The organism is Micromonospora sp. MP36 (assembly GCF_008119785.1).
Lineage (GTDB): Bacteria > Actinomycetota > Actinomycetes > Mycobacteriales > Micromonosporaceae > Micromonospora.
Map to the genome: position 1 here is coordinate 235696 of NZ_VSFA01000002.1, position 13562 is coordinate 249257.

Sequence of the window (13562 nt, forward strand, 5' to 3'; positions counted from 1 at the left end):
TTTCGGCTGTGTCCACGGCCACAAAGGGTACCCGGGCCCGGTCCGGCCTCACGCCGGACCGGGCGTACCGGTCACAGCCGCGGGTCCAGCGGCTCGGACTCGCAGGCGAGGATGGCGAAGACCAGCTCGTGGCGGCGCCAGAGCGGGGCGTCCTCGGCCAGGGCGTCCAGGGCGGCCAGGCCCAGGCCGTGCTCGCGCAGGGCCAGCCCCCGCTTGCGCCCCAGCGAGCGCTTGCGCAGCGCGGCGAGCTGCCCCGGCTCGGTGTACCCGGGACCGTAGATGATCCGCAGGTACTCCCGGCCCCGGCACTTGATCCCCGGCTGGAGCAGCGCGCCCTTCGGCGAGCGGGCGGCGAGGCCGGCGTACGGCTTGACCACCATTCCCTCGCCGCCGGTCGCGGTGAGCGCCAGCCACCAGTCGGTCGCCGCCGTCACCGCCGCCTCGTCGGTCAGGTCGACCACCTGCCGCCGGGTCGCGGTGAAGAACTCCGGGTCCGCCGCGCAGAGCCGGTCGGCCAGGGCCAGGTGCCAGCCGTGGTCCCGGTCGGCGTAGCTCGCCCCGGCCCCGGCCAGCACGGCGAACGGCGCCAGGGTCACCCCGCGCAGCCCGTCGGTCGGCCCGACATACGCCCGGTACGCCGCCGAGTACGCCCGGACCTCGGACGCCCGGTCGGCCATCCGGCCGCGCAGCTCCCCGACCGGCAACCCCCGCCCGGCGGCGGCGTCCAGCGCGGCGAGCACCGCCGGCAGTGCCGCCCGGCCGGCCGCGCCCACCCCGGCGTACTGCTCGCGGATCAGGCCGCCCGCCTTCGCCGACCAGGGCAGCAGCTCGCAGTCGAGCAGCAGCCAGTCGGTGTCCAGCTCCGCCCAGAGCCCGGCTGCGGTGACCGCCGCGCGGACCCGGGCCAGCAGTTCGTCGTCGAGCGGCGGGCCGAAGAACGGGCGACCGGTGCGGGTGTGCACCGCCCCGCCGGTGAACCGTCCCGGCTCCCGCTCCACCAGCACCACGGCCCGCGAGCCCATGTGCTTCTCCTCGCATACCACCCGCTCGACCCCGGCCGAGCGGTAGTCGGCGAACGCCTGCTCCGGGTGCTCCAGGAACCCGTCCACCGTCGACGTCGAGCAGGGCGCCATGGTCGGCGGCAGCCAGACCAGCCGGCCCGGGTCGACCGCGTACCGGCTCATCACCTCCAGCGCGGCGGCGGCGTTCTCCGCCGGCACGGTCAGCGTCCCGTACGCGTGTGTGAGGTGCCGCCGCCCGGTGACGTCGGCCAGGTCCAGCACGGTGTCCGGGCGGGCCGGCGCCGGCGCGACCAGCGGGCGGGCCGGGGCGTACCACTCCTTCGCCGCCGGGACGGAGACCAGCTCCTTCTCCGGGTAGCGCAGCGCGGTGAGCCGCCCGCCGAAGACGCAGCCGGTGTCGATGCAGATGGTGTTGTTCACCCACTCCGGCTCCGGGGTGGGGGTGTGCCCGTACACGACCGTGGCCGAGCCCCGGTAGTCGCGCGCCCACGGGTAGCGCACCGGCAGGCCGTACTCGTCGGTCTCGCCGGTGGTCTCCCCGAACAGCGCGAAGGCGCGGACCCGGCCGGACGCGCGGCCCTGGTAGGCCTCCTTGAGGCCGGCGTGCGCGACCACCAGCCGGCCGCCATCCAGCACGTAGTGGCTGACCAGACCGTCGATGAAGGCCGCCGCCTCGGCGACGAAGCGCTCCGGCTCCGCCGCCAGCTGGTCCATCGTCTCGGCCAGGCCGTGGGTGAGCCGCACGTCCCGGCCGCGCAGCTTGCGCAGCAGCTTCTGCTCGTGGTTGCCCGGCACGCAGATCGCGTGGCCGGCCGCCACCATGCCCATCACCAGGCGGAGCACGCCGGGGGAGTCCGGGCCGCGGTCCACCAGGTCGCCGACGAAGACCGCGGTACGCCCGGCCGGGTGCACCGCGTCCACCGGGCGGCCCGCGTCGTCGCGATGCAGCGTGTAGCCGAGCCGGAGCAGCAGCGCCTCGAGTTCCTCCCGGCAGCCGTGCACATCGCCGACGATGTCGAACGGCCCGGTCAGCTCGCGCCGGTCGTTGAACAGCTTCTCGTAGCGGATCTCGGCGGCGTCGATCTCGTCGACCCCGCGCAGCACGTGCACCTTTCGGAAGCCCTCCCGGGCCAGCCGCCCGTACGACTGCCGCAGGTCCCGCTGCATCCGGGCGAGCACCTGCCGGCCGTGCGTCCGGTCGGCCCGTCCCTGCGTACGTTCCCAGGCCAGCGCCTCCGGCACGTCCAGCACGATCGCCACCGGCAGCACGTCGTGCTCGCGCGCCACCTTCACCAGCGCGGCTCGGGCGTGCGGCTGGAGGTTGGTCGCGTCGACCACGGTGAGCCGGCCCCGGCGCAGCCGCAGCCCGGCGACGTGGTGCAGCGCGTCGAACGCGTCGCCCGAGGCGGACTGATCGTTCTCGTCGTCGGCCACCATCCCGCGGAAGGCGTCCGAGGAGAGCACCTGACTGGGCCGGAAGTGCCGCCGGGCGAAGGTGGACTTGCCCGACCCGGAGACGCCGACCAGCGCCACCAGGGCGAGCTCGGGAATGTCCAGGGTGGTCATGCGCTGATCTCCCCCTTCCGGGTCGTGTGTTCCGTGCTGGTCAGCACCGCTATCTGCGTCGGCCTACCCACCTCCGGGTCCTCGTCGCCGACGCCGTCGATGGTGGCGGTGTAGCCGTGGGTCGTCGACACCCGCTCGACCCATGCGGCGAACTCGGCCCGCGTCCACTCGAACCGGTGGTCGGTGTGCCGGAACCGGCCCGCGCCCAGCCCCTCGTAGCGGACGTTGTACTCGACGTTCGGGGTGGTCACCACGACCGTGCCGGGCCGGGCGTGCCCGAACACCGCGTCCTCCAGCGCCGGCAGGCGCGGCGGGTCGACGTGCTCGATCACCTCCATCAGCACCGCCGCGTCGTACCCGCGCAGCCGGTCGTCCCGGTAGGTCAGCGCCGACTGCCACAGCCGGATCCGCTCCCGCTGCCGCTCCGGCAGCCGGTCCAGCCGTAGCCGCCGGGCGGCCAGGGTGAGCGCCTGGCTGGAGACGTCGGTGCCGACGATCTCGGTGAACCGCCGGTCGGCGACCAGCGCGGTGAGCAACGCCCCGCCCCCGCAGCCCAGGTCCAGCACCCGGCCGGCCCCGCTGGCCCGCAGCGCGGCCAGCACCGCCTCGCGCCGACGTACGGCCAGCGCGGCGCGGGGTGCCTCGCGCGGCTGGTCGTCGTCGACGCTGTTGTCGTCAACGCTGTCGTCGGCGGGCGCCTCGTCGGCGAGGCGCAGCTCGGCCAGCCGGGCCAGGGCCTCGCCGGCCAGTGCCCGGCGGTGGGCCAGGTAGCGGCGGCTGATCAGGCCCCGCTCCGGGTGGTCGGCCAGCCAGCCCGCGCCGGCCCGGAGCAGCTTGTCCACCTCGTCCGGCGCCACCCAGTAGTGCTTGGCGTCGTCCAGCACGGGCAGCAGGACGTACAGGTGGTTGAGGGCGTCGGCGAGCCGCAGCGTGCCGGCGAGGGCCAGGTCCACGTAGCGGCTGTCGCCCCACTCCGGGTACGCCTCGTCCAGCGGGATCGGGGTGGCCGTCACCGTCCAGCCGAGCGGGGCGAAGACCCGCACGGCCAGCTCGGCGCCGCCCCGGCAGCGCAGCACCGGGACGCGTACCTCCAGCGGGATCGGGGTGGCGGCCAGCTCCGGCCGCTCGCGGGACTCGCCGCGTAGCGCCGACCGGAACACCTTGGCCAGGGCAGAGGAGAGCAGGCTCGACGCGGCGTACGGGCGGTCGTTGACGTACTGGCCGAGGGTGAAGGTCTCCGGGGTGGCCGCCTGCGCCCGGCCGCGACCGCGACCGCCGCCCAGCCGCAGCGGGTCGATCTCGACCAGCAGCGCCGCGCTGCACCGATGCTCGTCCGCCTCGGGGTAGAGCACGTGCGCGGTGCCCGCCGGCAGGTCGAAGCTCTGCACGCGGTCCGGGTGCTTCACGAGGAGGTGGCCGAGGTCGGTCGCGGGGCGGTGGGTCGTGGTCAGGGTCAGCAGCACGGTTTCGATGCTCTCAGGGGTGTCGATTTCTTTTTGTCGGTGGGTTTCCGGGGAGCCCCGCCCGCTCCGGGCGGTCAGGCTTGATCCCGCCGCGGGCGGGGCTCCCCGGAAACCCGTCGGGGCCGCCGTCCGGGCCTTGCGGGTTGGTGCTGCTGCCGCTGATGGTGGCGCTGTCGGGGTGGCCTGGATATGACGGTGCCCCGCCGACCGGGGGTCGGCGGGGCACCTTGGTTTCGTCGGGTGCCTGCGGTCAGGCGACGAAGCGGGTCTTGCGGCGGCGGGCCACCACGTAGCCGCCCAGCCCGGCGACCAGCAGGAGGGCACCGACGCCGGCGATCAGAGCGGTGGAGCTACCGGTGATCGGCAGGCTGCCGCCGTCCCCGCCGCCCTGGCCACCGCCGCCCTGGCCGCCGTCGCCCGGGGTACCCGCGCCGGTCGGGTTGACGACGATCTTGGCGGTGTTGTTCTGCGTGTTCGGGTCACCGGCCAGCTTCGTGGTGATGGTGCCGGTGGCGTCCGGCAGCACCTTGTCGATGCGAAGCCCGAACTCGTACGGGTTGTTCATGTCCTTCGGGCTCTCGGTGACCTGGCAGGCGTACTCCTTGGCGCCCGGCTCGCCCCAGCCGGCGTTCCACGGGTCCCATTCCTTGCCCGGCGCGTACGGCACGCAATCGAACGGCGCCTCGACAGCCGTGGTGCCCTCCGGGATGGAGATCCGGACCGGCAGGTCCTCGAGCTCGATGCCCGGCGTCCCCTGGCCCTGGTACTCAAGCACAGCCGGCCCCAGGTTGGTGAAGCTCGGTCGGACGGTGACGACGTCACCCTTCTTGCCCTTGGCCGTGGCGCCCTTGGCCTCCAGGTCCGCCGGGTTGTTGCCGGTCACCCGGACCATCGCCAGGGTCATGTTGTTCAGCTTGTCCAGGTCGGTCTGCGGCACCCGCGCCGCGCGCGGAGTCTGCTCGACCAGCCGGAGTTCGCCGCCGCTGCCGGGCTTGATGTCGTCCTGCGGCCAGTCCTTGAACGCCTGGTTCCAGTCGTCCGTGGTCCACCAGTCCAGCCAGATCGGGAACTTGGCCCCGGTACGCGTCTCGGGCCGCAGCTTGATCGGCAGGTTCTCCGAGAGCTGGTACGACTTGCCCGGCTCGATCTTGGTGTCGAAGGTGCAGAAGGCGTACATGCCGAACTCGTCCGACTTGCAGTTGGAGAAGTCGCCGCCGTAGGAGGCGAGCCAATCGGCCTGCACGACGAGAACGGTGCCGTCGACGGTGGTGTCACCGGCGTTGCGCACGACGCCCGGCACGCCCGCGCGGGTGCCCGGGGCCCCGCTGGCCTCGACGGTCTCGTCGCTCACCAGGTCGACACCCTCGGCGATCGTGATGCCGGCCGTCGCGGTGGCCGTCTTGCCGCCGGAGGTGATGCTGATCGCCAGATCACCCTGCTGCCCCGGCTTCGCGTTGTCCTTGCCCGTGACCATGTAGTCGAACCATGGCTCTTCGCCGTCCAGGAGGTCGGCCTCGCAGTGGAGCTTCGTCGGCGACACGTCGCACGTCCAGCCCCAAGACGGCTCGACGGTGGCGAAGTCCGCGACCTTGGAGAGGTCGATGTCCACGGTGGTGCGGCCGAACTTCGGCTTGGACTCGGAGTCGGTCGAGTGTGCGAAGAACCAGCCGTAGTCCATGTGGCCGGGCGCGACGAGCAGGTCGTGCGTGACGATCTCGAAAGGCGCCTCGGCGGCGGCGGCGGGGGTGGCGGAGGCGGCGACGAACGCGCCTGCTACGCCCAACCCGGCGAGCCAGCGCCGGGTGGAGTTGCTGAGCATGTGGGGGTTCCTCCAGTGAATTTTCAGGGGGAGCCCGTGGAGCTTAAAGAATCCTTAAGTCGCGTCGCTGTCCCGATTGGCTGGTCGGCCCGCCGAACCGACCGAAAGGTTGATCGCCGCCGGTGCAATGTTCGGTCGCCCCGGGTCCGTCAACAAGGCGGGACACCGGGAGGTGCAGGTGACGTACGAGGAGTTCGCCGACGCGCGGCTGGGTGCTCTGCTGCGGTACGCGGTGATGCTGACCGGCGATCCGCACCAGGCGCAGGACCTGGTGCAGGAGACCATGGTGCGGGTCCAGCTGAACTGGCGGCGGGTGGCCCGCACCGACGCCCCGGAGCGGTACGTCCGCCGGATGCTCACCAACCAGTACGTCGACTGGCGGCGCGGCTCGTGGGCCCGTCGGGTGCTGTTGCGCAGCGACCCGGACGAGGCGGTGCCGGCGCCGACCGACCACGCGCAGTCCGCGGTGGACCGCGACCAGGTCTGGTCCTGGCTGTCCCGGCTGCCCCGCCGGCAGCGCGCCACGCTGGTGCTCCGCTACTACGAGGACCTGCCCGACGCGGAGATCGCCGAGATCCTCGGCTGCGCCGTCGGGACGGTCCGCTCCTGCATCTCCCGCGCGCTGGCCACCCTCCGAGCCGAGTACGTGGAGGTCTGCTCATGATCGAGGACGACCTGCGGGCCGCCTTCGCCCGGCACGAGTCGCTGGCCCCGCCCGCCGGTCCGGTCCGGGCCGCCATCGACCAGACCGTGGTCCGCCGCCGGCGCCGCCTCCGGCTCGCCGGTACGGCGATGGCGGTGGTCGCCGCGGCCCTGACCGGCTTCACCGCGATCGCTCCCCAGCACCGCGAGGCCGGGACCCTGCTGGCGGAGCCCACCGCCTCGGCACCCACCGGCGCGCTGAACGTGCTGCTGCTCGGCGTCGACGCGGCCGGCCCCGACGAATCCCGCCGGGCCGACTCCATCCTGCTGGTGCATGTTCCAGCGGATCGGAGCCGGCTCTACCTCGTCTCGCTCCCGCGTGACCTGCTGGTGCCGATCCCCGGACAGGGGACGGACAAGCTCAACAAGTCGTTCACCTCCAGTGCCACGTCGGGCAACGGCGACCTGACCCGCGGCTACGACCGCACCCGACAGGTGGTCGCCCAGCTCACCGGCGTACGGATCGACGCGGGTGCGGTGCTGACGTACCGGGCGGCGCGCGACCTCACCGACGCGGTCGGCGGCGTACCGGTCTGCCTGCCCGCCCCGGTGCGCTCGGTGCACACCGACCGGCGCTTTCCGGCCGGCTGTCAGCAACTCGGCGGCGGCGAGGTGGTAGACCTGCTCCGCCAGCGCTACGGCCTACGTGACGCGGCCCGGGACCGGGACCGCAACGCCGAACGGTACGCGGCCGGGCTGCTCCGCCAGATCCACGAGCGCGGTGGACTGACCGATCCCGTGCTGTTCTCGAAGCTGATCGGGCAGGTCGGCTCCGGCCTGGTAACCGACACCGGGGACCTGTCCCTGCCCAGTCTGGTGTCGATGGCCGGGCAGGCGGCCGACGCCGAGCCGGTCGGGCTCGGGCTGCCAGTCCGGTATGTGGATAAGCCGACCATCGGGTTCGGCCTCGACCCCGCTCTCGCCCCGGGCTTCCTCGACGCGCTGCGCAACGACCGGCTCGGCGAGTGGACGGAGGCCCACCCGGACCAGGTCAACACGCTGCGCTGACGTGGGAGGGGCGCCGCGGCCCCTCCCACGGCGTCAGCGGTAGTCGTCCTCGTCGGCGGTGACCACCCGGGCCTGTTCCATCGCGTCCCAGTCGTCGACCTCCATGCCGCGGTGCGGCTCGATCTCGCCGTCCTCCGGGTTGATCACCGTCGCCTGCTCGACCGCGTCGGCCGGCTCCGCCTCCAGATCCCGCTCCTCCGGAGCGAGGTGGTCACTCGGGGCGAAGTCCTCGTCGGGCTGACCCATCGTCCCTCCCTGGATCTCGGTGCGGACAGTTACCACCACACCGTACGGGCTGGCTCCGGTCCCCGCTCGGAGCCGGACCGAACCAGCGCGGCCGGGGCCGGCGGGCCTGGCGGCCGGCGGGCCCGGACCGCCGCCCGGGCGAGTCGGCGGATTGTCCCTCCGGGCCCGGTTTCCGATGCCAGGATGGTGGCGTGGGCCTCCTGATCCGACTGGTGATCACCGCGTTCGCGCTGTGGATCACCACGCTGATCGTGCCCGGAGTGGAGGTGACCGGGCGCACCGGTGCGGACACGGTGCTCACCCTGGTCGTGGTGGCGCTCATCTTCGGCGTGGTCAACGCGGTGCTCAAGCCGGTCATCAGGGTGTTCGGCTGCGTGTTCTACCTGCTCACGCTCGGTCTGTTCGCGCTCGTGGTCAACGCCCTGCTGTTCCTGCTCACCGGCTGGATCGCCCGGCAGCTGCAGTTGCCGTTCCAGGTGGACGGCTTCTGGGCCGGCTTCTGGGGAGCGATCGTGATGGCCGTGGTGAGCTGGCTGATCAACGTCGTGGTGCCGGACCGGCCGGATCGCCGGTGAGCGGTTCCCGGGCCGGTTGTGCCGGTCGCCGCCTCCTACGGGATACTGCCCGCGGTGGACAGCGCGGTCCGGCGCACCCAAGGAAGACAGCGGCCTGCACGGCCGACAGTGGTAAGTAAGGAGCGTTCGACATGCCCATCGCTTCCCCCGAGGCTTACGCGGAGATGCTGGACCGCGCCAAGGCCGGCCACTACGCGTACCCCGCCATCAACGTGACTTCGTCGCAGACGCTGAACGCGGCGCTGAAGGGCTTCGCCGACGCGGAGAGCGACGGCATCATCCAGGTCTCCACCGGTGGCGCCGAGTACCTCTCCGGGCCGTCCGTGAAGGACATGGTCACCGGCGCGACCGCGTTCGCCCTGTACGCCCGCGAGGTGGCGAAGAACTACCCGGTCAACATCGCCCTGCACACCGACCACTGCCCGAAGGAGAAGCTGGACAAGTTCGTCCGGCCGCTCATGAAGATCTCGCAGGAGCGGGTGCAGCGCGGCGAGGAGCCGCTGTTCCAGTCGCACATGTGGGACGGCTCGGCCGTGCCGGTGGCGGAGAACCTGGAGATCGCCGCGCAGCTGCTCGACGAGGCGGCCAAGGGCAAGATCGTCCTCGAGATCGAGGTCGGCGTGGTCGGCGGCGAGGAGGACGGCGTCGAGAACGCGATCAACGAGAAGCTGTACACCACCGTCGAGGACGGCCTGGCCATGGTCGACGCGCTCGGCCTCGGCGAGAAGGGCCGCTACATGGCGGCGCTGACCTTCGGCAACGTGCACGGCGTCTACAAGCCGGGCAACGTCAAGCTGCGTCCCGAGGTGCTCAACCACATCCAGGTGGCGGTCGGCGCCAAGTACGGCAAGGAGAAGCCGCTCAGCCTGGTCTTCCACGGCGGTTCCGGCTCGCTGCTGTCGGAGATCCGCGAGGCGCTGGACTACGGCGTGGTGAAGATGAACATCGACACCGACACCCAGTACTGCTTCACCCGGCCGGTGGTGGACTTCATGTTCCGCAACTACGACGGCGTGCTCAAGGTCGACGGCGAGGTCGGCAACAAGAAGATGTACGACCCGCGGGTCTGGGGCAAGGCCGCCGAGGCCGGCATGGCCGCCCGGGTCGTCGAGGCCTGCGAGGCGCTGCGCTCCACCGGCACCACCATGAACAAGTAGTCCGCCAGCACGTCGCGGCGGCCGGCTCCCGGATCGGGGGCCGGCCGTTCGTGTCTCACCCGGCGGTGAGCAGCCGGACCGCCTCCCGTACGTCGTCGGTGAGGTGCACGGTGGACGACAGGTCGCCGAACGGGGACGCGGCCAGCAGCGGCCGCAGCAGCGCCTCGACCGGTAGCTCGGTGGTCCAGTAGGTCCGGTCGAGGAAGACGTACGCCCCGCTCGCGCCGTCGGTGCCGTAGTAGGTCTTGGTGGCCGCCTGGAACACCTCCTGCACGGTCCCGGCCCGGCCGGGCGCGAACACGATCCCGCCCCGGGCCAGCCGCAGGATCGTGTCCTCCCGGATCGCGTTGGAGAAGTACTTGGCGATCCGCCCGGCGAACAGGTTCGCCGGCTCGTGCCCGTACAGCCAGGTGGGGATGGCCAGCCCACCCGAGCGGGCCCACTCGGTGCCGGCCGCGGCGGGACGCGGCGCGGGCAGCGTCGGCCCGGCGCCGTACCGCTCCCGGACCCGGAGCGCCACCTCCGTGTAGCGGTCGTGGTCGGTGAAGTCGGGGGCGGTGGCGAGCAGGTCGATCGCCCCGGTCAGCTCCTCCGCCGGCCAGGCCGCGAGGAACGCGCCCAGGTTGGCCGCCTCCATCACGCCGGGCCCGCCGCCGGTCACCACCAGCCGGTCCGCCCGCGCCAGCTCCCAGCCCAGCACCGCCGCCATCCGGTACGCGGCGCTGCCGCGCGGCACCGCGTGCCCGCCCATCACGCCCACCACGGACTGCGGCCCGTGCACCGCCAGCCAGGTCCGGGTGGCGTCCGCCAGGGCGTTGTCCACCCCGTGGTCGTGCAGCCGCTGGCCGAGCGCCTCCCGGACGTCCGGCAGCGCGCCGCCGTGCGCGCGGAAGTGCGCGTACACCCGGGTGTCGTACATCCCGGCGAAGCCGCCGTCGGCGAAACCGGCGGCCAGGTCGTCGGCGGTGTAGAGGTGGGCCGGCTGGGTGGGGTAGGGCAGCCCGGAGAAGGGCGGGACCACGTTCGCGCCGCGCCGGACCAGGTCCGCGCCGACCTCCCGGCCGGCGAACCGGCAGCCCACGAAGAGGGCTCCGGCGACCTCGACGTCGCGCAGGTCGGGGACCGGGTCGAGGTCGAGGCGGAGGCCCTGCACGGTCAGGCCGGCGAGGGTCCCCTCGGCCAGCCGCCGGTCGAGCTCGGCCCGGGTCTCGATCTCGTCGATGCTGGTGTCGTGCGGCTCGATGACGTCCGCGGGAGGTGGGGTCGGCACGAGATCATCCTGCCCCGGCCGGGCAAGCCGGCAAACTCCGGCCGGACGGACAGGAGCCCGGCGACCAGGCCACCGGGCTCCTGCGTAACCGGGTCCTGGGGAGGCTCCGGATCTTTAGTTTTAGTGGAAAGCATCTCCGCGTGGCATGGGCCGCGGGTATGTGCCGGCGCGCCGCAGGCGTGACGAACCCCTCAGCCGTTCAGTTGACCGGCTCGCCGGACCCCCTCGCGTACCCCCGCGCGAAGCGGGTTGAATGGGGCGATGCAGAACCTGTTGCCTGAGCCACCGGCCACCCTCCTGCCCGCGCACGAGGAGGCCGACGCCGCGCTGGCCGCCGCCGCCCAGCAGGACACCGATGGGGCGTACCAGGACGTCGCGGCCCACTTCCCGGTCTACAGCGCGGGCTGGGCGGCGCTCGCCGCCCGGGCGCTCGCCGCGGGCCAGGTGATCCCGGCGTACGCCTACGCGCGTACCGGCTACCACCGGGGGCTGGACCAGCTGCGCCGCAGCGGCTGGAAGGGATTCGGCCCGGTGCCCTGGTCGCACAAGCCCAACCGGGGCTTCCTCCGCTGCCTCTACGTGCTCTCCCGAGCGGCCGGCGAGATCGGCGAGGCGGACGAGGCGGCCCGCTGCGCCCAGTTCCTCCGCGACTGCGACCCGGCCGCCGCAGACGCCCTCGCCAGCCTCTGACCTGCGGCGACGGCCAGTCCGACCCATCCGGTCGGGCCGGCCGTCGCGCCGGTTCACAGGCCTTCCGCCACCGCGGCGGCGATCTTCAGCCAGGCGTCCCGGGTGGCCGAGGAAAGGTGCCCGTACCGGATCGGCTCGCCGGTGTCGATGAGCCGCTCGTACGGCGCGAGCAGCACCGCCCGGGTCCGGGCGGCGAAGTGCCCCTGGATGGCCGGCAGGTCGATCTCCTTGCGCGACGGCGGCATCGACACCACCGTCACCGCCTGCCGGACCAGCCGCTGCCGGCCGCTCTGCTCCAGGTGGTCGAGCATCCGCGCGGCGGTCTCCGCCGAGTCGTTCCGGGCCGACATGGTGACCACGAGCTGGTCGGTGGCGTCCATCGCGGCCTGCCAGTTCTGCGCCCGGACGTTGTTCCCCGTGTCCACGAAGATCAGCTTGTAGAAGCGGCTGACCACCTCGCGGATCTCGGCGAACGCGGCGGCGGTGAGCATCTCGCCGCCGGTCGCCGACTCGTCCGAGGCGAGCACGTCGAACATCCCCTCGCCCTGCGAGCGGACGTACTGCGACAGGTCGCCGACCCGCCCGTGCGCGCCCTGGAACTGGGCCAGGTCGCGCAGCATGTCCCGCACCGTACGTGAATGGAAGTCCTGCTGGGCCCGCATGCCGAGGGTCCCCTGGGTCTCGTTGTTGTCCCAGGCCAGCACGTAGCCGCCGCGCTTCTGACCGAAGGTCATGGCGAGCAGCAGGATGGCGACCGTCTTGCCGGCGCCACCCTTCGGGTTGACCACGGTCACCTGGCGCAGCCCGCCGAAGTTGCGCCGGACCATCTCGATGTCGCGCCGTACCTCCTGCTCGTGCCGCCCGGGCGGGAGCCGGACCAGGCCGATCCGGTTCACCACCGCCCGGACGCCCATGGTGGCCACCGGATCGACCGGCCTGGCCTGCCGGCGCCGGGCGAAGTCCTCGGCGGTCGGGGTGGCTCCGCCCTCCGGCGTCCAGGCGGGCTCCGGGAACCCGGCCGGCGCCGGCTGCTGCTGCATCGGGGGGCCGGGCTGCTGCGGCGGGGTCCCCGGCTGGGGTGCCGGTGGGCCGGGCTGCTGCGGCGGAGTGCCCTGCTGCGGCCAGGCGGGCGGATACCAGCCCGGCGACGGGCTGGGCGGCACAGGCCCGCCCGCCCCGGGCGGCGGGTACGCCGACTGGTCCGGCTGCCCGTATCCGACCGGCCCCGGCGGGTACGCGTTGCCGTTCCCGTACGGGGACGGCGGGGGCGGCACGCCCCGGGAAGGCGGGAACGGCCCAAGCCGGGGCGGCGGCGGAGCGTCCGGCTGCCCGTCGGTGGGCGGTCCGGCGGCGGGCGGTCCGGCGCTCGGTGCGGCAGGGCTGGGCGTCGCCGGAATGGGCGGTCCGGTGGCGGGTGTGGGGCCGGTGGCGAGGGGTTCGGCCGGCGGGGTCGCGGTGCCCGGTCCTGGCGTGTCGGTGGCCGACTCGGCCGGCGCGGTGGTCGACCGCTGCGGCGGCTGGGCCCAGGGCGAGTCCGTCCGGCTGCCGGTGCTGGCCGGGGTGTCGCCGGCCTGGCCCGACCCGTTCGGGGACCGGTCCGGGTCGCCGGTTCCGCCGTCCGCTCCCGCGCTGCCCGCTGCCGACCCGATCGCCGGGGTGCCGGCCGACGTGTCAGCGGCGCCCGTGGACGTGCCTCCGGCGACTGCCGGGGCGGCGCCGGTCGCGGGCTGGTCGAGGGGCGTGCCTGCGGTGACTGCCGGGGCGGCGCCAGTCGCGGGCTGGTCGAGGGTGAACGGGAGATCCAGGTCGACCGGAAGCTGCGCCGCGCGGGGCGCGGGCACCCCGTTGCCGGCGCCGCCCGCCCGCGTCCCGTGGTCCGCGGCCGCGCCGGTGGCCGTGGCGTCGCGGGCCGGTCCCGTGGCCGCCCGTTCCGGCGCCGCCCCGGCCACGCCGTCCGGGGCCGGATCGGATGGGCCGTTCGGGCCCGCGCCCGCCGCGCCGTTCGGGCCCGCACCCGCCCCGCCGTCCAGGCCCGCGCCCGTCG

At 73.7% G+C, this 13562-nt stretch carries 11 protein-coding genes; 5 read left to right on the forward strand and 6 right to left on the reverse strand.

All coding sequences use genetic code 11. The features are described from left to right. Positions 1–71: 71 nt before the first annotated feature. From FXF52_RS04240 to FXF52_RS04250, 3 genes are all read right to left on the reverse strand, one after another. Positions 72–2588 (reverse strand): polynucleotide kinase-phosphatase, encoded by a 2517-nt coding sequence (locus FXF52_RS04240; RefSeq protein WP_148793905.1) that lies wholly within the window; start codon positions 2586–2588, stop codon positions 72–74. Beyond that, entirely contained in the window at positions 2585–4051 is a 1467-nt protein-coding gene (locus FXF52_RS04245; RefSeq protein ID WP_148793906.1) for a 3' terminal RNA ribose 2'-O-methyltransferase Hen1, read from the reverse strand. The genes FXF52_RS04240 and FXF52_RS04245 overlap by 4 nt, the downstream gene beginning before the upstream one ends. Before the next feature lie 250 nt (positions 4052–4301). Beyond that, positions 4302–5870, reverse strand: coding sequence for an LPXTG cell wall anchor domain-containing protein (locus tag FXF52_RS04250; protein WP_148793907.1), 1569 nt, complete (start codon positions 5868–5870; stop codon positions 4302–4304). 178 nt (positions 5871–6048) lie between these two features. Between FXF52_RS04250 and FXF52_RS04255 the strand changes: the two genes are divergently transcribed. Continuing rightward, positions 6049–6534: a SigE family RNA polymerase sigma factor gene (locus FXF52_RS04255; protein ID WP_148793908.1), complete on the forward strand. Its 486-nt coding sequence runs from the start codon at positions 6049–6051 to the stop codon at positions 6532–6534. Further along, positions 6531–7580: an LCP family protein gene (locus FXF52_RS04260; protein WP_148793909.1), complete on the forward strand. Its 1050-nt coding sequence runs from the start codon at positions 6531–6533 to the stop codon at positions 7578–7580. Before FXF52_RS04255 ends, FXF52_RS04260 begins: the two co-directional genes overlap by 4 nt. Before the next feature lie 33 nt (positions 7581–7613). Here the strand turns inward: FXF52_RS04260 and FXF52_RS04265 are convergent, their stop codons facing one another. After that, positions 7614–7826 carry a hypothetical protein gene (locus FXF52_RS04265; RefSeq protein ID WP_148793910.1) on the reverse strand — a complete coding sequence of 71 codons (213 nt, stop codon included), beginning with the start codon at positions 7824–7826 and terminating at the stop codon, positions 7614–7616. Between the two features lie 191 nt (positions 7827–8017). Between FXF52_RS04265 and FXF52_RS04270 the strand changes: the two genes are divergently transcribed. Together FXF52_RS04270 and fbaA are read left to right on the forward strand one after the other, a co-directional pair. Beyond that, positions 8018–8401, forward strand: coding sequence for a phage holin family protein (locus FXF52_RS04270; RefSeq protein ID WP_148793911.1), 384 nt, complete (start codon positions 8018–8020; stop codon positions 8399–8401). A 131-nt stretch (positions 8402–8532) separates the two neighbouring features. Continuing rightward, the gene (gene fbaA / locus FXF52_RS04280; RefSeq protein WP_148793913.1) at positions 8533–9558 is read left to right on the forward strand and encodes a class II fructose-bisphosphate aldolase; all 1026 of its coding nucleotides are present in this window, start codon (positions 8533–8535) and stop codon (positions 9556–9558) included. A gap of 55 nt (positions 9559–9613) precedes the next feature. Here the strand turns inward: fbaA and FXF52_RS04285 are convergent, their stop codons facing one another. After that, complete coding sequence (locus FXF52_RS04285) at positions 9614–10828, reverse strand: LOG family protein (RefSeq protein WP_148793914.1); 1215 nt, start codon at positions 10826–10828, stop codon at positions 9614–9616. A gap of 261 nt (positions 10829–11089) precedes the next feature. On the opposite strand from FXF52_RS04285, the gene FXF52_RS04290 reads away from it, so the two are divergent. Next, positions 11090–11518, forward strand: coding sequence for a DUF3151 domain-containing protein (locus FXF52_RS04290; RefSeq protein ID WP_148793915.1), 429 nt, complete (start codon positions 11090–11092; stop codon positions 11516–11518). 53 nt (positions 11519–11571) lie between these two features. Here FXF52_RS04290 and FXF52_RS04295 read toward each other — a convergent pair whose 3' ends face one another. Then, positions 11572–13548: a chromosome partitioning protein gene (locus FXF52_RS04295; protein WP_370517876.1), complete on the reverse strand. Its 1977-nt coding sequence runs from the start codon at positions 13546–13548 to the stop codon at positions 11572–11574. Positions 13549–13562 lie beyond the last annotated feature (14 nt).